Genomic DNA, 19,013 nt, shown 5'->3' with positions numbered 1-19,013 from the left:
TCTGTAGGCTGTAATGAATGCCCGGTCAGGCTTGCGGGGAAGGCACGCTGCAAATTTATTGGTGGTAAATTTTTCAGTAACGTGTCTACCCGCATCCACCTGGCATTTTTCTCAGTATAACTGTAGTGCCGTATGATATTATTAACAGGATGCTCATCGTAACATGGCTTTATAAAAGCAATATTGCTTTGAAAAGATATTGCTATTGAAAACCTTTTTATGATAAAAGGAGCCACTTGCTTGCCAGGTAAGGTTCCCAGTGCCAGCGAGGGTGTTTGAAAAAACACCCTCTTTTTTTATGGAAAAAATATTGCGTTCACATCTATATAGAAACATATACCCATGAACGCAACTAAAATCTCAGGAAACGATTTCCTCGACATCCTGTTTGATGGCAGGAACAAAGATTATGGCGCTTATGATTTACGCCGGCGCTATGATAAACGCGTACGCAACGCAATCTTAGGGACTACCGCTATTGCGTTATTGTTTGTTGGAAGTTATGTAGTCAATAATCATCTGATGGCATCGGAAATGCATGTACGAATTAAGCCGGATGTTATTCTTCGTCCAATGGCAGAACTGCCACCTCCGGAAACCAAAGTAATACCTCCGCCACCACCACCTCCTGCGGCAGCTGCTCCGGTAAAATCTACTATTCGTGTTACTACGCTGGCCGTAGTGCCGGATGATAAAGTGCCCCCTGAAGAAGAGCCACCTAAGAACAGTGATATCGGCAATAAAGCGATTGGTTTAAGCAATACCATCGGAGATGATGTGAATGGAGTGGAATCTGATTTACTAACCTCAGGTACTGGTACCGGAGTGGTAACCGTTCCGGAACCAGTAGATAAAGACAAAGTATTCATATTCGTAGAAATCAGTCCTTCTTTTCCAGGTGGGCAGGAGGCTTTGAAGAAATATCTGAGCAAAAACACCCGTTTCCCGCATGTAGCCCAGAAGAATGGCGTGTCAGGTACGGTGTTTATACAGTTTGTGGTAGACTATGAAGGGAATATCAAAGATGTAAAAACGGTAGGTGCGCATAAAGGGGCCGGTCTGGAAGAAGAAGCAATGCGGGTGGTGAAATCTATGCCCAAGTGGAAACCGGGCCGCCAAAACGGACAGAATGTGTCCGTGCAGTTTAACCTGCCGATCAATTTCCGTTTGCAGGAATAGCATATTGGGTTAACGGGATATACAGTTTACACCTAACCCGGCCACGGCAATCATCCCATATATCTGTCGTGTGCCGTGATACGTGGAATCATCCATTGTTTGATATGGTTTTCATGGATAATTCCCCGCTGTTTCTTCAGCGGGGATTTTTTTTGCCTGATCAGTGCTTTTGAGTTATGCTATATAATATTCATGTATAATGTCATGGTAATTATTATAAAGCATTGCACGGCCCGAACCTGCTTATCGATAAATCAGGGTGAAACCTGCCATGATACTACGTTTCCATAGGGATATCCCGTAGATGTTCCGTATATGTCCCGTATATATCCCGTAGATGTCCCGACAATAGGTATAGTCGGGATATCTACGGGATATCTATGAAATATCTATGGCGTATCATGGCATTATCCTTGGAGAAATGGCGATGCATCCCCGGGGAAGACATGGCGTTGCCCCGGTAGAAAGCAGTTGGAAAAGAAGTATTATGCTTGCGAACGTTTGGGTTAAAAGAAAGGCAATAGGGTATGATAATAAGGCGATGCAGCAGGGAGGTGGTAAGTTTAACGTAAATCTGACTATTGGCGCAATGGCCCGCCTATAGGCTATTGTATGCGCTGAGATGCGGCCGCGCCTGCCTCAAAAACCAGGCCGTACTTGCATACCCGCTGGAATATGAGTATTTTAACGGCCGATTAGTGGTATAGTCATGGTATATAAAAGTAAATTAGTATGGAAGCACCGGTTAACAATACGCTTCAGCAGTTCAAGAATCTGGTAGGGACAAAGTTTCAGCTATACAACAGTCTTTTTACTTCATTACCATTTCATCGCGTAGAAAAAACAGGCGTTTTCCTCTCTTTATTCCTGTTGCATTGTGAAGAAGGTTATGCAAAAGGGCTGAGTCCGGTAGAAATCATGGACTCCTTTTTCAAACAATATACTACCTATGAAGACGAGCAGAAGAAGATAGATCTTTTGTTCCGCTTCGTACAATACTCTGAAAGGCAGGTGGTGTTATTCGATGCCCTGGAAGATGCTGCTTTTCGTCATATCCGCGATATCAACGGATCCGGAAGCCTGAAGCACCTGCAGGCGGAAGTGGTGCAGGAAGAAGCGCAGGATGAACTGGCGGAGAAACTGAAGGATTTTGCCGTTCGCCTCGTATTAACGGCCCATCCCACCCAATTTTATCCTGGTGAAGTACTAGGCATTATCAATGACCTGTCTAAGGCATTGGTGAGCGATAATACGGCACAGGTCAATATGTACCTGCAACAATTAGGAAAAACGCCTTTCTTTAAAAAGGAAAAGCCTACCCCTTTTGATGAAGCGGTGAGCCTGATCTGGTTCCTGGAAAATATCTTTTACCAGGCCGCAGGCCGCATTATGGCTTACCTTAAGGGGCAGTTCCCCGAAGCCGTAAGCACCAGCAATGCGCTGATCCGCATGGGCTTCTGGCCTGGTGGCGACAGAGATGGTAATCCTTTTGTGAATGCAAATATCACCCTGGAAGTGGCCAATGCGCTCCGTGGGGCTATTATCAAGTGTTATTACCAGGATGTACGCAAGCTCCGGCGCAGGCTCACCTTTAAAGGGGTGGAAAATGTGCTGAGTGTACTGGAAAACAAACTTTACGGCAACTTATTTATACCTGGTCATAAGGTAGATATCAGCAAACAGGAAATCCTGGACACGTTGGCAGGTATCCGTCATACCATCATGGAGGACCACAACGGCCTCTTTGTGCACCTTGTGGATAACCTGGTAAGCAAAGTGGAAATATTCGGGTTGTATTTTGCTTCCCTGGATATCCGCCAGGACAGCTCGGTACACCGTCCGCTGCTGGATGCCGTAGCTGCTAAAACCAATGCTTTACCTGATGATTATAAATCACTGAATGAGGTGCAGAAAATGGCTGCCCTGCTCCATATTCCAGGTCCTATAGATCCTGCGGTACTGGAAAATGAGTTGCACAGGGATACCCTGAAAACCATTGCCAGTATAAAGCTGATACAGGAAGCCAATGGAGAAGATGGTTGTCACCGGTATATTATCAGTCATACTACCAGCGCTTTAAATGTGCTGGAAGTGTATGGCATGTTTTTACTGAGCGGCTGGCAGAAAGAGACCTTGCATATTGACATTGTGCCTTTATTTGAAACCATTGACGATTTACGTCATGCCGGAGAAGTGATGCGTGCTTTGTATCAGAATGAAGCATACCGTACGCACCTGGAGCAGCGGCAAAAGAAACAAACGATTATGCTGGGCTTTTCAGATGGCACCAAAGATGGTGGTTACCTGATGGCCAACTGGAGTATTTATAAAGCGAAGGAAGAATTAACCCGTGTTTCCAAAGAATATGGTGTAAATGTGGTGTTTTTTGATGGCAGGGGAGGTCCTCCAGCACGGGGAGGAGGAAAAACCCATCAGTTTTATGCTTCCATGGGCCGCAATATTGCCAACCAGGAAATACAACAAACTATCCAGGGACAAACCGTAAGCTCTAATTTTGGTACGGTGGATGCCGCCCAGTACAACATGGAGCAGCTCATTCATGCCGGTATTGCCAACGAGTTATTCTCTTCCCGCAAAACCACGATGTCTGAAGAAGATGAGACCATCTTACAGTTGCTGGCCGATGAAGGATATAAGTCTTTTCTCCAGCTGAAAGAGCACCCTTATTTCCTCGAATACCTGGATCATGCCAGTCCGCTGCGTTATTATGCAGAAGCGAATATCGGCAGCCGTCCGTCCAAGCGGAATGCTTCTGCCAAGCTGAATCTCAACGACCTGCGTGCAGTGCCCTATGTGGGGGCCTGGAGCCAGCTGAAGCAGAATGTACCCGGTTATTATGGCGTAGGAACTGCTTTGGAGCAGTTAGATAAAGCCGGCAAATGGGAAGCGGTACAAAATCTGTATGATCATTCTCTCTTTTTCAAAACCTTGCTGGACAACTGTGAAATGGCGATGAAGAAAAGCTATTTCCCGCTTACCGCTTATCTGGCCAGGCATCCGCAGTATGGCGAAGTGTGGAATATGATCTATGATGAATTTGAACTCACTAAAAAATATCTGCTCCGCTTGTCGGGTCAGTCAGACCTGATGGCCGGCAGTCCTATTGATCACCTTTCCATCCAGATGAGGGAAAGAATTGTACTTCCCTTGCTTACCGCCCAGCAGTTTGCGCTGGCCAGGATCCGGGAGCAGGAAGAGCACGCCGGCAACGGTAAGTGGAAGGAAGTATATGAAAAACTCGTGATGCGATGCTCCTTCGGGATCATTAATGCCGGAAGAAATTCGGCCTAAATACCTAATTTTACACCTTCTTAGTTAAGCGACTCATTATATGGCACAAAGCTTATTTGATTTTGGAATGATTGGCCTGGGGGTAATGGGCAGAAACCTGTTACTCAACATGGCAGATCACGGCTTTTCTGTTATCGGATTTGATAAAGACACAGCCAAGACATCCGCATTGGAAGCCGCAGCTACTGCCGGCACTACGGTTAAAGGCGTTCCTGAACTGCTGCAGATGGTGCAGCAATTACAACGCCCCCGCAAATTGATGATGCTGGTGCCTGCAGGCAAGCCGGTGGATGAGGTGATCGAAGCACTGTTGCCATTACTGGAGCAGGGGGATGTGGTGATTGATGGTGGCAACTCCCACTATACAGATACCTTACGCCGGGTGAAATACCTGCGCGAAAAAGGGATTCATTTTATGGGTATCGGCGTTTCCGGTGGAGAGCAGGGCGCCCGTACCGGTCCAAGTATTATGCCGGGCGGCGATCAGGAAGCTTATGCACTGGTACAGCCTATGCTGGAAGCCATTGCAGCCAAAGTAAAAGGCTCCCCCTGTGTAGCTTACCTGGGTAAGGAAGGCGCCGGTCATTATGTGAAAATGGTGCACAATGGTATTGAATATGCTATCATGCAGCTCATCAGCGAAAGTTATGCTTTGCTGAAACAGGGTGCCGGGCTGGACAATGACCAGCTGCACCACGTGTTCAAAAGCTGGAATGAAGGGGTATTGCAATCTTTCCTCGTAGAAATTACCAAAGATATTTTCCTGCAACCGGATGATAAGTCCAGCCAGCGTTTAATAGATGTGATCTCTGATAAAGCCGGTTCCAAAGGTACTGGTAAATGGACTTCCCAGGATGCGATGGAGCTGCCGGTGGCAGTACCGGTGATCGACACTGCGGTAGCGATGCGTACCGTATCCGGTTACAAAGACGAACGCATACAGGCAGCTGCCTTGTATAAAACAGCTACCCAGGCCGTACATACGCCTGCGGAAATGTGGATCAAGCAGGTGCATGATGCCCTGTACTTCGCCACTATCATCAGCTATGCGCAGGGACTGGCCATGCTGTACCAGGCCTCCAAAGACCTGAACATGGAAATTCCGTTGCCGGAAGTAGTAAGAGTATGGAGAGGCGGCTGTATTATCCGTTCTTCCCTGCTGGAAGTATTTACACAAGCATATCAGCAGGCACCTGCATTGCCCAATATATTATTGAATGAAAGCGTAGCTTACCTGGTACAGTCCGTGGAAGCTAACACCCGCTCGGTAGTATCCCAGGCCGCACAGGCTGGTATTTCCGCAGCAGGATTTATGTCGGCACTGGCTTATTTCGACGCCTACCGCAGTGAACGTATGCCTACCAACCTGGTACAGGCACAGCGTGATTACTTTGGTGCGCATACTTATCAACGTACAGATATTTCAGGCACTTTTCATACGGAGTGGCATCAACACTAAAGTTCATTTTTTATGCAAACTCATAAACGCCCACCTGCTTCCATCCTGTTCATCTTTGGTGGCAGTGGCGATTTAAATTACCGGAAACTTACACCTGCATTATACAACCTCTTTTTAGATGAGTGGATGCCGGAGCAATTTGCTATTGCCGGCATCGGAAGAAGTGCGTATACCGACGAAGCTTATTGTACACATTTGCTGGAAGGGATCAGCAAATTTTCCCGCCGTAAGGGAGAACAGAATGGTCACTGGAAGGATTTCAGCAAACATGTTTCATATCTGCAGCTGGACGCAGAGCAGGCGGAATCCTATTCCCAGATCACCGACCTGGTAAAGGAAAAGGAAAGCGAGTGGGGCGTACATCCCAATGTGATCTTTTACCTGGCAGTAGCACCACAACTGGTACCTGCCATTGCTACCAAGCTGGGATCGCTTAACCTCTGTAATGATAAGAACTGCACCCGCATTGTATTGGAAAAACCTTTTGGACACGACCTGGAAAGTGCGCATGAATTAAACAAGCTGCTGTCCGGTATGTTCTCCGAAGAACAGATCTTCCGTATTGATCATTACCTGGGTAAAGAAACGGTACAGAACATCCTGGCCTTACGTTTTGCCAATGCATTGTTTGAGCCGCTGTGGAACCGGAACTATATCGAATATATCCAGATCACTGCCGCAGAAAGTGTGGGCCTGGAAGGCCGGGGTGGCTATTATGAACATGCCGGGGCATTGCGTGATATGGTGCAGAACCACATCCTGCAGCTGGTATGTATGATTGCGATGGAAGCACCGGTATCTTTTGATGCCAACGAGATCCGGAATAAGAAGGTAGATGTATTGAATGCAATCCGTCGTATCAGCAAAGAAAACGTACACGAATATGCAGTACGCGGCCAGTATTCCGGTGGATGGAAAAAGGGAGAAAAAGTGGTAGGCTATCGTGAAGAGAAAGGGGTAGATCCTAACTCCAATATCGACACTTATGCCGCTGCCAAGTTTTATATTGACAACTGGCGCTGGCAGGGCGTACCTATCTATGTACGTACCGGTAAGTTCCTGCATCAGAAGGATACGCATATCACTCTGCAGTTCAAGGAAGCACCGCATTATGCCTTCCCGCCTGAATCTGCCGAAACCTGGCGCTCCAACCGTCTTACCATCAGCATACAGCCGGAAATGGATATCAGTATCCGCTTCCAGGCCAAGCGCCCTGGTCAGACGATGACGCTGGATCCTGTAGATATGACCTTCAACTATGATGAAGCTAATGGAGATCATGCGCCGGAAGCGTATGAAACCCTGTTACTGGATGTTATGGAAGGAGATGCTACCCTGTTTATGCGTGGGGATCAGGTAGAAGCTGCCTGGAGAGTGATCATGCCTATACTGGAAACATGGGAAAACCGTGCGCCGCAGGATTTCCCCAACTATGCACCTGATTCATGGGGTCCTGGAGATGCAGATGCACTCATTGCCCGTGACGGACATAGCTGGATCAACGTACCTTCCTCTGCTAAATAGAAAAGGTATAACAGGATTCGCTGTATTAAAACCGGTAGATTAGCAATTAAACAATAAGAATATGGAACTCCATATAGCAAAAGACGCACAGCAACTGAGCGAAAACCTGGCAGCATGGCTGAGTAATTATATCCTGGAGGTATTACAGGAACAGGAGCGTTTTACCCTGGTACTTTCCGGTGGTAGTACGCCCAAACTGCTGTATACCCTCCTGGCAAAATCACCTTATAACCAAATGATCCCCTGGGAAAAGATCCATTTCTTCTGGGGAGATGAAAGAGCAGTACCTTTTGAAGATGCGCGTAATAATGCCCGTATGGCGTTTGAAGTGCTGCTGGATAAAGTAGGCGTATTGCCGGAGCATATTCATGTAATGCGGACGGATATTACACCGGAAGTAGCCGCTGCAGAGTATGAAGACATCCTGCGTCATTATTTTAAAAACACTGAAACCACCTTTGATCTGGTACTGCTGGGGATGGGAGATGACGGACATACCTTGTCGCTGTTTCCCGGTACGGAAGTAGTACACGAGAAAAAGGCCTGGGTAAAAGCCTTTTTCCTGCCGGCACAGGATATGTACCGCATTACGCTCACTGCACCGATCGTCAATGAAGCCGCCTGCGTGGTATTCCTGGCCACCGGCGAAGGGAAAGCGATGACGCTGAAAAACGTGATTGAAGGTACTTTTAATGCAGAACAATATCCTTCACAACTGATCCGTCCGCAAGACGGAGAATTACACTGGTTTGTAGATGAAGCTGCAGCGAGTGCAATGGAAGTGTAAGGAGATAAAAAAATAAAAAAGCGGGTGTATCATTGATGCGCCCGCTTTTTTTGTGACCTGATAGAGGCAGTTTTTATCTTGTGGACAGTGTATAATGGTTAAGCTCATATCGAAGAAGGAGTTACAGCTGATACTGTAATAGGGCCGATGGTTTCAGTATGTGCCGTTGCCAGCAACAGGCTAAAATAATCATCTTCAGCTATTTTAAGCAGTCTACTTTGTAATCGTTTATTAGCGCCTTCGCTGAGCATGTTTATAAATACAGGAAACAAAGCACTGCTTTCATAAGGAGCTGTACGTACAGGCATGGTAATGCTTACCGGTCTTCCTTTGTAGGCGGGGAGGTAAGCAAAGTAATATCGGTTGCCTTGTTTTTTCAATGTGCCAGCAGGTACATGGTTATACAAGACGATAGCAGAATGTGCTTTCTTTTTCATTAATATTGTTTTGAAAAAGGCATTGTAGTGCGCTTTTGTGTGTAAATGTAGTGAGTATTCAGAAATGTTTCTTAGAGTGGTATTATAATGCACTTTTGGGTGGATAGGGTTCCTCTTCAAAACATGGTGCTTTGAAAACAATAAAAATAGGATAGTATCTTTCTTTTTAAAAAATGTTTATATATATTTATACTCGATGTGAGTTTGTTTGTAGAATCCCTGCAAATGTATGTAGACCCGATTTAATTTACCTATACTTTAGCGTTAACCAAAATGAGATCATTCCTTTTACCTATTTACAGTTTCTTTGTATGCCTGTGTTCCACCAGTATTATGGCACAGAGTACGGATCAATTAAAAGCGATTACTCCACAAGCCGCTGAGCTTATAAAATCCTTAAGTTCTCCTGTTAACATGGTGACAGGCACTCCTGAAATTTCATTTCCGATTTTTGATATCCAGCAGGGGGATATTAAAATACCCATTGCTATAAGTTATAGGGCATCCGGTATAAAGGTCGGTGAAACAAGTGGGGCAATAGGCTTAGGCTGGAGCCTTTTAGCAGAGCCATTGTTGAACAGAATTATATATGGTGTGGCTGATGAAGCATTGGCAGGATACAAAAACTATGATCCTGATTTTTACACTTTTAATGATATTATAATGGGCTCCTATCTAAAACAAGGCCGGGATGGGCAGCCAGATGAGTTTTATTATTCTCTCTTAGGGGCTTCTGGCTCATTTATGCTAAAACGGCCACAGTTTGAAAACGATCTGAAATTTCTAATGTTCCCCAAGAAGAAATTGCAGATTACACCCAATTCAAATTTTGATACTTTTCAAATCACAGATGATAATGGCATTGTCTATAAATTTGATCAGTTAGAAACCTCACAGTCTTCAGGTTCTTCAGCCCTTAGCCGTACAGGTTGGAAGCCATCAACGCTGTTTAAAACCGAATATGGACCAGCTCCATGGTTTGGAGAAATGGAATATACAGGTAGAATGGTAAAGGCTGACAAACTTCAAGAAAATAGAGAATAATATGAAGAACTATCTCAAAGTATTTATCACTTTTCTTTTGTTGTTAGTTTTAATTGTAGTGGTAGCGTTATGGATATATATTCCGGGAGAAGACACATTTACCCAGTATAAAACTATTGAGATAACAACAACCAATAAGGAGGCCTCTGTTTTCATAAAGCAGAAGGTATGGGGAATGAATGCTGATCATCGCCTTGTTTATATAACCACTAATAGAGACGAGAATGTCGGCCCTAATGAGAATACGGATTATATTTTTAAGGGGTTTTCACCACTTTTCTATAAACAAAGTAATGATACCATTTATGTATTCTGTTCCGTGGCATCAATAACTCCGCCAAATTGGATCAATTCTTTTAACGTAAAACAGATTGAGTTACATAACCCAGAAATGATGAAATTGCTGGATAAAGACAGTTACAAAAAAGAAAACCTGAATTTAATTAACTAGCTGAGATAGGAGGAGACACATTGTTATCCATTTGGGTTGACGATGGCGGGGATTAGTGCGAATGCGCTGAAAGGAAAGAATTATCCGGAAAATCGGATGAAGTATAATGGAATAGAGCAAACATCAGAATTTGATCTTAATCAGTATGACGCATTCTATCGTAACCTTGACCCACAAATAGGCAGATAGTGGCAGATTGATCCTAGGTCCAATGTTATGTTAAGTCCTTACGCTTCGATGGATTTAAATCCAATTAAGTACAGCGATATGTATGGAGATACCATAATCTCTTCTAATGATTTGCCAGATCAATGGCCTGATTTTAATCCCGCTACAGATCAGGTTCAATTAAATACTGTTACTGTTAAGTCAAGTAATGATAACAGACCTAATAATAATGCAGGTGCCTCAAATTCGTCTGGTGGAAGTGTTGCGCTTACTGGGGTACCGATGTCTCCGGGTATACCATTGAATGGTCCTGCAATACCACTTCCTAGGGTAAGGCTTCCATCAGTAGTTGTTCCAGCCCCTAACCCTATATTGTTAGTGATTATGCTTATATTTCTACCGCAAAATTATGGACAACCAAGTAGTGATTATGCGCCTGTAAGACCAGTGATCGTACCGGCGTATATACCACCACCGAAAAGCCTGCCGGGGTTTCCTGATGCGATTCGAGAGAAACCAAAAGCTAATAGGAAAAGATGGAGGTTGCCAGATGGCAGGATTCTAGAATGGGACTATCAACATGGAAAAATTGAAATGTATGATAAAACAGGTCGCAGACATCAGGGAGAGTATGATCCTACCAGATAATACAAGATCGACGGAGAACTAGAATGTGTAGTGTTTTAATATTATTAATAAATCAATTCGAATGTTATGTTGGAAAATGAAAGAGTTATTGCCTACTATGAGAAGCAAAGCGACAAATTTGTTGATGAATATGTAATTGAGATAGATTTAGATATATTAAGTAATATTTGGATTGCTTATGAGGGTGATCCTTTGTATTATAAAATATATCCTGTTGGAGAAGGGCAAAGAGGGGAGGTGGAAAAAATATTGTGTAAAAAGCTAGAGCTCGAAAAGTATGATTACTTTTTGGAGTGTCATTCAGTTTAAGAGTAATTTATCACTTTGATATGGGAAAGCTGCAGAGTACTCCTGCGGTTTTTTATTGTTGTAAAATAAATATGGAAAATAAATTTGATCTTGCAATCTATAATAGATTGAAAAGCGGAAAGTATATAGCTTTAGAGTTAAAATCAACTTCTGAGCATCTTAGGAGATGGATTGCAATTTATCAACCAAAAGAGAAACCCATTGATAAAAATATTCCAAAAAGTATATATACAGTTTTGGAATTTGAACTTAATGTTAATAAAGTGGATGAGTATTTTGGAGATGAAGATATGCTGAATCAGAAAAGATTTTATGCGAATAGTGAAGAAGAACTTATAAGTATATTAAATTCTTTAAATATTGATATTGGCAAGTTTACTTATCCATGGAAATGTGATTATCCTTTATAGGGTTTTTATATTAAGCCCCTAAATGATTAATAAAAGATTTTAGTATTTAGTAAGCTTTAAAAGCTGACAATTGCCCCCTAATATGAGCATTAAGCATTTCAAAATAAATATCAATGAGCCTGTCGATAATTGGCATGATTTATTAATGAATAATAATTGTATCAATGACTTTCTTTTGTTTGAGAATGACCGGGATAGGTTAATTTGGTTTATTACTAATTACACTCAATATTTGATCCGAAATGGGGGTAACGAAGTCGTTCCACTATTTGGAAAAGCGATTAGCAATTTGGAGACCTTTATTTATCAGGTGAATTTAAGTTTGCCGGTAGGTTATCATTTGGGCACAAAATTAGATGCACTTTATGATTTGTTGTTAAATTTTGAAACAGAACCGCAAGGGAGATTTATTATTTGGAACGACTCAAATCACTTGTTCAATAATAATAAGGCGGATTTTGTAAATATCTTTGAAAGCTTAATAATTGCAGCCTATTGTAATAGAAATGGTATTTCAACTATAAAAGAGGACGGTACTCGTTATAGAGTAGACCAACGGAATATGTTTATTTTTAATGATAATAAGCTGGAAGATATACAGGGCTTACTTAATAAGGAGTATTTTATTCCATCTATAGATAAGCAATCTCAATCAGATAGGATTATAGACTTTAATTTAATTGAATTGACTGAAGAGTAGTATAATGGTATTTTCTATTTCAGCGTTATTATAAGCCCCAAAAAAGGTTGGAACAAATTAACAAGGTATTAGAGATGATGAAATAATATTTATGGATAGTTACATTTATAAAATAAGGGAAAGTTGGAAGAAAGAGGGAATTCAACTTTCTGTACTTGCAACAAATGAAAATGTATCTTACGGAATTTATGAATTTATATCTTCATGATGATCCAAAATTATACTTGTGATCATACCGTGAATTCAGCAATGTGCTTTGTGATCGGATGCTGTTGATCAGGGTGATATAAAATTATATTGAACTGAAAATTATGGAAAACATAGGTTATAATGAGTGTTTTAAACGTTTCAGAAGTATCTTATTTCAGGATACCATTACATAATATCCCATTTGAAGAATTTCCTCTTCAGATCAGTTATAAATACGCTTACTGTAGATTCTTCAATACTTTAATGTTAACCGAACAGAAACAAGATTTTAATATTTTGGGGGTTTATGATTATTTCAGTAATGAACCCATTGCAGATTACTCGGTTTTACTAAATCAGGAATGGTTGTTTGGGGAAGTGCTTTCATTTAATCCTCCCTTACGGAAAGAAGGCAAATGGGGTACTATAGGAAAACAGCCAATTGGCTCTGTGGATATTAGATTGCCTCATTTGAAATTCGGTAAAGATAGTTGGTTCTATCTTAAGGATGGTGTTTACCATGCATTTGCTGGTATAAAGTCCACAAAAGAAAAAGTTGCACATTTGGAATGGTCATATGTTTATGGGGAGAATTCAACAAAGCTTAGAATAGTGGTAGAGCTGCTGAAGCTTGAAGCTAAACGCCAAAACTTAAACATTCCGTTAAGTGAATGGGAGCTAATAGCATTTAAAGTGCTGAGAAGTGAATCTGCAAATAAGAAAATTGTTGATGAAGAACTGAAGCAAATAGCGTCTACTATTTTGCCAGATATGCTGGAACAATCAATTTATAGAGAGGTATCTCCTGAGCTGAAAGGCAGCGTTGCTCCATAAGTCTTGAAGTGAAAGCTTCCAGGTAGCTCAGTATAGTGGTAGTAATCCTAGCGCATACATACGCTTTCAGCAATTAAAAGAGATTTTAACTTTATTTAATTAATATATGGAAGGATTTAAGCTTTTAAATAGTCATGAAGAAAGTATGTTAATCGTTTTTGAGCCAATAGGGGATACATTTGTTTTGCCAGCTAATGAATTACTTAGAATTATTCCTTATGATCCAGATAGTGGCTTAGGTACCCATTGGGTAAGCATAGCGTTTAAAATGGATGGGTCAAAACCTTACATTGTTGTTTGTGCAGAAACGCATAAGTTTAAAGCATTTTACAATGAGACACAAGTTAATGTTATGTAAGCTGCCATCTAATACTAAACTCTATTTCAAGATATTACCCACATTTTGGAAAGATAATGAGCACCAGAAATAACCTTATAGCTAATATTGAAAGATTAATTGTCTATTGGAATGATCAGGAAATAGCTGTTGATAAATTAAGTCCGTATGAAATTGAAGCATTTGAAAAATGGCGAAGGATAAGGCTTCCGAATGACTTTAAAGAATATTATCAAAGAGCCAATGGGATGAAGTCTTATTATCCCAACGATACTGATGCGGAGGGCTTTTTGTTTTATCCATTAGAGAATTTTATCTCATTCGAAGATGAGTTTATGGTTAAACCTGAAAATGCCGGCCTAAACCGTACTTATATATTTGCAGAATATATGCACAAAAGTTGGTGGTATGGGGTGAAGCTGAATGATATGAATGATACCTATGAGATCGGCATCATACCAGATAAAGAGCGATTTAAATCAATAACCACTTCACTTGTTGTATTTATAGATTTATACCTCCAAGATGATGCTAGGCTTTATCAGTATGAATAATACTTGAAAATAGAAAAAGCGGTAACCATTAGGCTGCGGCTTTTCTACTTAAGAGTTATGGGTCTTATTCCCCTTAATACACCAACCTTATGCCTTATAATATCAGAAGGAAGCAGGTTATTCCCCCCAAGAAATTTAATCCCCATACCATAATTGATGAAATATTATTTTTTATATGTTGTATTTTATTTCAATGCAACATTTTTCATAAACATAAAATTTTTGCACCCATGAATCATAAACTTGATTTTTATACTCAATACCATCAGCTTTATATAGGCGATAAAGAATCTCCTCAGGGTACAGATGATGGTAATTTTTGGACGGAAGATGCAACTGATTCAAGACTAGCCATTGGTGAAGGTATTTTAGGTATAGGGTTGGAATGTTATGGGCCATTCAAAGGAGAACTTGTTTTATTAGATAAAAAAAGGAATGGTGTAGAATATAGCCAATATGATCATATTGTAGAAGGCGGGCTGAATGTAAGATCGGGGATATTGCAAGTGTTAGATTGTCCTAATTTAAATGTCGAATTGGAGTTGAAACTAAATCCAGGAATTTATAGAGTGAGGGTTTATTCTTTAAATCTTAATAGCGTTGAGGGAGACGCTGGAAATGATTATTACATAATAGAAGTGTGGCCAGACACGCATACAGAGCGAACTGTACTAAAACAATATGAGTGAATTTGCAGAATTTCTGCTATGTTGGGTATACAAATCGGGAATTTCCAAAATCCGGTAGGGTGCCCGGAAAATCAGACTACTCCACAGAATGAGTTCGTAGCCAAACTGAATGCCAAGGATGGAGGAAGATTGGCTCCTCACTGGTACTTCTTTTGTGATATCACCCCAGGTTTCCCCTGTTTTAAGTAGCATATAAGCGGCAGTGCCGGCAGGCAGTTCTCCATACACCAGTGGCATTTCCAATGTTTTCCAGCCGGTTTGTATATCACCGCCTCTGAACCAGGCCGTAGCCAGGCGTTTTGTTTTTCCTTCTTCGCGGTGTTCCAGTAATACATAGATGTCGCAGGAGTCTTTCATATCGGGTACTACCAGGCCTTTTCCATCACGTACGATATCGCAGGGTGTATATTGGTATTTAGCCGTGATGGTAGTTTAAACAGGATAAGCCAAAAGCCTACCTGAATTTTGTACTGTTCAATGATCAGTTTAACTTAGTAGAAGAGAATAGTGGGGTAAAACAGGTACAAGGAGAGCCAGATCAATTACAGACACTTGCTAAGGATAAGATGGTGGTGCAACAGAGTGGTTTCCTGTATGTATACACCAGCAATGAAAGCCCACAAGATGTGTTCTTTGATAATGTAACAGTAGCGCTAGCCAATGGGCCATTTCTGGAGGAAACACATTATTATCCGTTTGGGTTGACGATGGCGGGGATTAGCTCCAATGCGTTGAAGGGGACGAATTATCCGGAGAATCGGATAAAGTATAATGGGAATGAATTACAGACAAAAGAGTTCAGTGATGAAAGCGGACTAGAGTGGTATGATTTTAACGCAAGACTATATGATCAACAAATAGGAAGATTTCAACAAATCGATCCTTGGATAGAATTTGGTAGTCAAGAAATATTGACGCCATATCAGTTTTCGCTTAATAACCCAATAAGATATAATGATCCGGATGGGAAATGTCCTATTTGCCCGGTTATTCCATATATAATTGAGGGAGCTGAAATAGCATGGAGTGCGGGAAGGTCAGCAAAAGCTGTGCAAACTGTGTTAAACGTAATGTCTGAGCTTGCGGGTAAAGGGGGGGATGTTCGAACACCTATGCAAATGGTAAATCCCGCACCAGCGGATAATACAGTAGTTGCTAAAGATATACCTAAGGATGAACTAGAAAAAGGGCCGGAAACTATTGTGCTTCCCGCTCCCCCGGCTGATGGTAGTGCAGATGCTCCTACTTCTAATAATACAGATGTATCTAACAATACAACTGAAGGAACAAGACGCCAGCATCGTTTATCAGACAAAGGTGAGCCTAACTCAACTCAGACTAATGCACCTGGAACAACGACAAAAAAGTATGGCCCGGATGGAAACACTCAAAAAGAGTATAATAAAGGACATCCGGGAAAAAATGTACCTAAAAACGAACGCCGTGATCATGTGCATGATTATAAACCAGATCCTAGAAATCCTAGTGGTAGGGGCAAAAGACAACCAGGACGACCTCCTAAAAAGAATGAAGCAAAAAAAGATTTTGGACTTTAAATAGATAATATGAAAAGTATTGGAAAAAATGATGAATTAATTAGGTTTTTATCTTTTGATTTTACTTTACTAAGTGCTAATTTTTATAGAATTAATATTCACGATGATGCTGTTTTAGGTTTGACGATTGAGTTATATATTGAGCTGTTGTATGCCAAGGGAGATAATCACGTAAAGCTTGTATTTAGTGGGATTGAAGAGTTTTCTCTATACTATCATCACACATGTTATTTTGGTAATATTGAGCGTTATAAGTTTTTCAGAGATAAGGAAAGATTCTATATAAGTTTAGATCCGGCTAGTGAGGATGAGATAATAGCATCTGAAGATCAAGATTTTATTTTAAGTAACAATGTAGAAGGCTTTTTATTTAAGGATGTGAAGGATTAAATGCTAAACTTAGAGGGTACCTACTTATGATAATTTCTCTCTTTAAAATAATTTCAGCTTAACCATACTACTATAGATATGGTTAAGCTGAAACAGCAAATTCTTCCTTAATACACCAACTCAAAATCATCCACAATCAAATTGCTCCCCCAGGCGCCGATGAAGTCATCTCCACGGGAACTGGCAGAGAACACTACTGTAATATGGGTAGGTTTATCTTTGGTGATATCACCCCAGGTTTCCCCTGTTTTAAGTAGCATATAAGCAGGAGTACCAGCAGGTAGTTCTCCATACACCAGCGGCATATCCAATGTTTTCCAACCGGTTTGTACATCACCACCTCTGAACCAGGCCGTAGCCAGGCGTTTGGTTTTGTTTTCTTCGCGGTGCTCCAGTAGTACATAGATGTCGCAGGAATCTTTCATATTAGGGACTACCTGGCCTTTCCCGTCTCGTACAATATCTCCGGGAGCATATTGGTATTTAACCCGGAATCCGTTGGGAGTGGTCCTGAAAGGAATGCCAAAAGCGGGTTTGCCGGTGATCACGCCACCTGGGCCGGAGGCATCAAAGAAACCAGTAAAGAGATTGCCGGCAGCGGTTTGTTTGCCGAGGAAACCCGCCAGTGCCCCCATGTCTGTAGTAGTCAGCGAGGCAGCGATATTGCCACTGATGGTTTGTGGCTTGGTAGGATATAAGCCCATCATGGCTGCACCTACATTACCGGTGCCCCAGGTTTTATCATTCGCATTTTCTCCGATCTCCTGGTACTCATCTCCCTGATACTCGTTGGCAATGGTATACCATTTGTTGAAATCGGAGTTAGGAATTTGTGGATTACCACCCTGTCTGCTCACCGTTACTTTAAAAACTGCGGTACTGCCATCCTCTCCGGTGACGGTATAAGTGACCGGCTGGGTAAAATCCTGTGGCTCACCTGCAGCAGGTTTAACCGTAGCAAAAGAAGATAAGGCGATCTTCGTAGCTTTCAGGAATTTAATGTTGGCATCTGCCGAAACAGTGATGCTGATCGTTTTGGCATCATTATCTATATTGGCATTGCCAGCCTGCTCTTCCAATACAAATTCTTTGATCTTTTTACCATCAGTAGGGCCAAAGTGATCTTCCTTTACGCAGGATGTAGTCAGTAAAATACAGGCAGCACTGACAAAAAGTGTAATATTTTTCTTCATGATGATTGTCGTTAATGGTTACTAGAAGTAATAAGAAAATCCAAAACCCAGTTTCAGCAGGTCGAATTTAAAGTCCACACTGGTTTCCGTTCTTTTACTGTCAGCTTTGTCGGTATGGGTGGCTTTTTCGCTGGAATGATAAAGCCCTAGTATGCCCATGTTGGTTTCAAAGGCGAGATTTTTGGTAAAGAATACCATGATGCCTGGCCGGATGCCTATCCCATATTGATTGCGGGTAGTGTAAGTACGGTTCAGGTTATCGCTTTTTAAATTCTCGGAAGTGCCTTCCCGGTGCAGGTATTGCAGTTCCGTTTGGTTGGTAATAAAAAACGTGTGGTTGGCCGACATGGGAATATAGTTTTTGATAAACGGTGTTATCGCAAAGCTGCGGCTGAAATCACGATACCCTTTGATGTCGTTATCATTATACACGTTGCCTTTGATGTCAAACAATTTCTGTCCGTATTCTACTGCCAGCCCCGCACTCAGGTTTTCTTTAAAGAAATACCCGGCCTCTGTTCTGATAACGAAAGCATTTTGTTTAAAATTGATAATGTTCACCAGTACCAGGTCGGTATTACTGAAATCCCTGGACTTCAAAGACAAGGTAGCCCCAACATGCCAGGTACCTTTGGTCAGTTTGCGGCCTTTATCACGGAGCGCCGTCTTGCTGGTGTCCTGTTGGGCAAATGCGCCGTTTATTATTCCTCCTGACAACAGGATGAATAATAGGAGTGTTTTGGTCATATTAATCATTGTTATTTAACAATACAGGGGCGGAATGGATTAACAAGTCCAGTATAGTATGAAGCTACATGGTACTCAGGTATACGCTGGTTTTTG

At 41.7% G+C, this 19,013-nt stretch carries 22 protein-coding genes; 18 read left to right on the top strand and 4 right to left on the bottom strand.

Annotated elements, in window-relative coordinates; all coding sequences use genetic code 11:
* Positions 1–342 precede the first annotated feature (342 nt).
* The 6 genes from ABR189_RS29610 to pgl all read left to right on the top strand — a co-directional run bounded on the left by ABR189_RS29610 (position 343) and on the right by pgl (position 8,261).
* A complete protein-coding gene (locus ABR189_RS29610) occupies positions 343–1,179 on the top strand; it encodes an energy transducer TonB (RefSeq protein WP_354664149.1) in 837 nt (278 codons plus the stop codon).
* Between the two features lie 391 nt (positions 1,180–1,570).
* Positions 1,571–1,783 carry a hypothetical protein gene (locus tag ABR189_RS29605; RefSeq protein ID WP_354664148.1) on the top strand — a complete coding sequence of 71 codons (213 nt, stop codon included), beginning with the start codon at positions 1,571–1,573 and terminating at the stop codon, positions 1,781–1,783.
* Positions 1,784–1,911: 128 nt separating this feature from the next.
* Positions 1,912–4,491, top strand: a complete 2,580-nt coding sequence (locus ABR189_RS29600) for a phosphoenolpyruvate carboxylase (protein WP_354664147.1) — start codon at positions 1,912–1,914, stop codon at positions 4,489–4,491.
* A gap of 40 nt (positions 4,492–4,531) precedes the next feature.
* Complete coding sequence (gene gnd / locus ABR189_RS29595; RefSeq protein ID WP_354664146.1) at positions 4,532–5,950, top strand: NADP-dependent phosphogluconate dehydrogenase; 1,419 nt, start codon at positions 4,532–4,534, stop codon at positions 5,948–5,950.
* Positions 5,951–5,962: 12 nt separating this feature from the next.
* Positions 5,963–7,474 (top strand): glucose-6-phosphate dehydrogenase, encoded by a 1,512-nt coding sequence (gene zwf / locus ABR189_RS29590; RefSeq protein WP_354664145.1) that lies wholly within the window; start codon positions 5,963–5,965, stop codon positions 7,472–7,474.
* A gap of 61 nt (positions 7,475–7,535) precedes the next feature.
* A complete protein-coding gene (gene pgl, locus ABR189_RS29585) occupies positions 7,536–8,261 on the top strand; it encodes a 6-phosphogluconolactonase (protein WP_354664144.1) in 726 nt (241 codons plus the stop codon).
* Between the two features lie 104 nt (positions 8,262–8,365).
* On the opposite strand, the gene ABR189_RS29580 is transcribed toward pgl, so the two are convergent.
* Entirely contained in the window at positions 8,366–8,698 is a 333-nt protein-coding gene (locus tag ABR189_RS29580) for a HipA N-terminal domain-containing protein (protein ID WP_354664143.1), read from the bottom strand.
* A gap of 333 nt (positions 8,699–9,031) precedes the next feature.
* Here ABR189_RS29580 and ABR189_RS29575 point away from each other — a divergent pair, with 333 nt between their 5' ends.
* The 10 genes from ABR189_RS29575 (at position 9,032) to ABR189_RS29530 (ending at position 15,031) form a co-directional block, all read left to right on the top strand.
* Positions 9,032–9,742: a hypothetical protein gene (locus ABR189_RS29575; protein WP_354664142.1), complete on the top strand. Its 711-nt coding sequence runs from the start codon at positions 9,032–9,034 to the stop codon at positions 9,740–9,742.
* Position 9,743: 1 nt separating this feature from the next.
* A complete protein-coding gene (locus ABR189_RS29570) occupies positions 9,744–10,193 on the top strand; it encodes a hypothetical protein (RefSeq protein ID WP_354664141.1) in 450 nt (149 codons plus the stop codon).
* A 237-nt stretch (positions 10,194–10,430) separates the two neighbouring features.
* Complete coding sequence (locus ABR189_RS29565; RefSeq protein WP_354664140.1) at positions 10,431–11,009, top strand: colicin E3/pyocin S6 family cytotoxin; 579 nt, start codon at positions 10,431–10,433, stop codon at positions 11,007–11,009.
* 66 nt (positions 11,010–11,075) lie between these two features.
* Complete coding sequence (locus ABR189_RS29560; protein WP_354664139.1) at positions 11,076–11,318, top strand: DUF7683 domain-containing protein; 243 nt, start codon at positions 11,076–11,078, stop codon at positions 11,316–11,318.
* Positions 11,319–11,338: 20 nt separating this feature from the next.
* Positions 11,339–11,728, top strand: a complete 390-nt coding sequence (locus ABR189_RS29555; RefSeq protein WP_354664138.1) for a hypothetical protein — start codon at positions 11,339–11,341, stop codon at positions 11,726–11,728.
* A gap of 82 nt (positions 11,729–11,810) precedes the next feature.
* Positions 11,811–12,428, top strand: coding sequence for a barstar family protein (locus ABR189_RS29550; RefSeq protein WP_354664137.1), 618 nt, complete (start codon positions 11,811–11,813; stop codon positions 12,426–12,428).
* 330 nt (positions 12,429–12,758) lie between these two features.
* Positions 12,759–13,451 (top strand): hypothetical protein, encoded by a 693-nt coding sequence (locus tag ABR189_RS29545; RefSeq protein ID WP_354664136.1) that lies wholly within the window; start codon positions 12,759–12,761, stop codon positions 13,449–13,451.
* A gap of 106 nt (positions 13,452–13,557) precedes the next feature.
* A complete protein-coding gene (locus ABR189_RS29540) occupies positions 13,558–13,809 on the top strand; it encodes a hypothetical protein (protein WP_354664135.1) in 252 nt (83 codons plus the stop codon).
* 56 nt (positions 13,810–13,865) lie between these two features.
* Positions 13,866–14,342, top strand: coding sequence for an SMI1/KNR4 family protein (locus tag ABR189_RS29535; RefSeq protein ID WP_354664134.1), 477 nt, complete (start codon positions 13,866–13,868; stop codon positions 14,340–14,342).
* A gap of 230 nt (positions 14,343–14,572) precedes the next feature.
* On the top strand, positions 14,573–15,031 hold the full coding sequence (locus tag ABR189_RS29530; RefSeq protein ID WP_354664133.1) for a hypothetical protein: 459 nt from the start codon (positions 14,573–14,575) through the stop codon (positions 15,029–15,031).
* Here ABR189_RS29530 and ABR189_RS29525 read toward each other — a convergent pair.
* Entirely contained in the window at positions 15,014–15,388 is a 375-nt protein-coding gene (locus ABR189_RS29525) for a hypothetical protein (RefSeq protein ID WP_354664132.1), read from the bottom strand. The two genes, ABR189_RS29530 and ABR189_RS29525, sit on opposite strands and share 18 nt — an antisense overlap.
* A 209-nt stretch (positions 15,389–15,597) precedes the next feature.
* On the opposite strand from ABR189_RS29525, the gene ABR189_RS29520 reads away from it, so the two are divergent.
* Together ABR189_RS29520 and ABR189_RS29515 are read left to right on the top strand one after the other, a co-directional pair.
* A complete protein-coding gene (locus tag ABR189_RS29520; protein ID WP_354664131.1) occupies positions 15,598–16,587 on the top strand; it encodes an RHS repeat domain-containing protein in 990 nt (329 codons plus the stop codon).
* Positions 16,588–16,596: 9 nt separating this feature from the next.
* Positions 16,597–16,977, top strand: a complete 381-nt coding sequence (locus tag ABR189_RS29515) for a hypothetical protein (RefSeq protein WP_354664130.1) — start codon at positions 16,597–16,599, stop codon at positions 16,975–16,977.
* A gap of 107 nt (positions 16,978–17,084) precedes the next feature.
* On the opposite strand, the gene ABR189_RS29510 is transcribed toward ABR189_RS29515, so the two are convergent.
* Together ABR189_RS29510 and ABR189_RS29505 are read right to left on the bottom strand one after the other, a co-directional pair.
* The gene (locus ABR189_RS29510) at positions 17,085–18,170 is read right to left on the bottom strand and encodes a PCMD domain-containing protein (protein WP_354664129.1); all 1,086 of its coding nucleotides are present in this window, start codon (positions 18,168–18,170) and stop codon (positions 17,085–17,087) included.
* Between the two features lie 21 nt (positions 18,171–18,191).
* Positions 18,192–18,917: a DUF3575 domain-containing protein gene (locus tag ABR189_RS29505; RefSeq protein WP_354664128.1), complete on the bottom strand. Its 726-nt coding sequence runs from the start codon at positions 18,915–18,917 to the stop codon at positions 18,192–18,194.
* Positions 18,918–19,013 lie beyond the last annotated feature (96 nt).

The organism is Chitinophaga sp. H8 (assembly GCF_040567655.1).
GTDB classification, from domain to species: Bacteria; Bacteroidota; Bacteroidia; order Chitinophagales; family Chitinophagaceae; genus Chitinophaga; species Chitinophaga defluvii.
Note: the sequence above shows the minus strand (reverse complement) of the source record. Positions and strands in the feature narration are given on the sequence as shown.

Bases quoted from the DNA above. Each gene is read 5' to 3' on its own strand.
- ABR189_RS29555 (WP_354664138.1), top strand. From the start codon at position 11,339: ATGGGAAAGCTGCAGAGTACTCCTGCGGTTTTTTATTGTTGTAAAATA.
- ABR189_RS29600 (WP_354664147.1), top strand. From the start codon at position 1,912: ATGGAAGCACCGGTTAACAATACGCTTCAGCAGTTCAAGAATCTGGTA.
- ABR189_RS29535 (WP_354664134.1), top strand. From the start codon at position 13,866: ATGAGCACCAGAAATAACCTTATAGCTAATATTGAAAGATTAATTGTC.
- ABR189_RS29530 (WP_354664133.1), top strand. From the start codon at position 14,573: ATGAATCATAAACTTGATTTTTATACTCAATACCATCAGCTTTATATA.
- ABR189_RS29515 (WP_354664130.1), top strand. From the start codon at position 16,597: ATGAAAAGTATTGGAAAAAATGATGAATTAATTAGGTTTTTATCTTTT.
- pgl (WP_354664144.1), top strand. From the start codon at position 7,536: ATGGAACTCCATATAGCAAAAGACGCACAGCAACTGAGCGAAAACCTG.
- gnd (WP_354664146.1), top strand. From the start codon at position 4,532: ATGGCACAAAGCTTATTTGATTTTGGAATGATTGGCCTGGGGGTAATG.
- ABR189_RS29510 (WP_354664129.1), bottom strand. From the start codon at position 18,170: ATGAAGAAAAATATTACACTTTTTGTCAGTGCTGCCTGTATTTTACTG.
- ABR189_RS29575 (WP_354664142.1), top strand. From the start codon at position 9,032: ATGGCACAGAGTACGGATCAATTAAAAGCGATTACTCCACAAGCCGCT.
- ABR189_RS29610 (WP_354664149.1), top strand. From the start codon at position 343: ATGAACGCAACTAAAATCTCAGGAAACGATTTCCTCGACATCCTGTTT.
- ABR189_RS29570 (WP_354664141.1), top strand. From the start codon at position 9,744: ATGAAGAACTATCTCAAAGTATTTATCACTTTTCTTTTGTTGTTAGTT.
- ABR189_RS29505 (WP_354664128.1), bottom strand. From the start codon at position 18,917: ATGACCAAAACACTCCTATTATTCATCCTGTTGTCAGGAGGAATAATA.
- ABR189_RS29545 (WP_354664136.1), top strand. From the start codon at position 12,759: ATGAGTGTTTTAAACGTTTCAGAAGTATCTTATTTCAGGATACCATTA.
- ABR189_RS29525 (WP_354664132.1), bottom strand. From the start codon at position 15,388: ATGAAAGACTCCTGCGACATCTATGTATTACTGGAACACCGCGAAGAA.
- ABR189_RS29580 (WP_354664143.1), bottom strand. From the start codon at position 8,698: ATGAAAAAGAAAGCACATTCTGCTATCGTCTTGTATAACCATGTACCT.
- ABR189_RS29550 (WP_354664137.1), top strand. From the start codon at position 11,811: ATGAGCATTAAGCATTTCAAAATAAATATCAATGAGCCTGTCGATAAT.
- zwf (WP_354664145.1), top strand. From the start codon at position 5,963: ATGCAAACTCATAAACGCCCACCTGCTTCCATCCTGTTCATCTTTGGT.
- ABR189_RS29560 (WP_354664139.1), top strand. From the start codon at position 11,076: ATGTTGGAAAATGAAAGAGTTATTGCCTACTATGAGAAGCAAAGCGAC.
- ABR189_RS29540 (WP_354664135.1), top strand. From the start codon at position 13,558: ATGGAAGGATTTAAGCTTTTAAATAGTCATGAAGAAAGTATGTTAATC.
- ABR189_RS29565 (WP_354664140.1), top strand. From the start codon at position 10,431: ATGGATTTAAATCCAATTAAGTACAGCGATATGTATGGAGATACCATA.
- ABR189_RS29520 (WP_354664131.1), top strand. From the start codon at position 15,598: ATGGTGGTGCAACAGAGTGGTTTCCTGTATGTATACACCAGCAATGAA.
- ABR189_RS29605 (WP_354664148.1), top strand. From the start codon at position 1,571: ATGGCGTATCATGGCATTATCCTTGGAGAAATGGCGATGCATCCCCGG.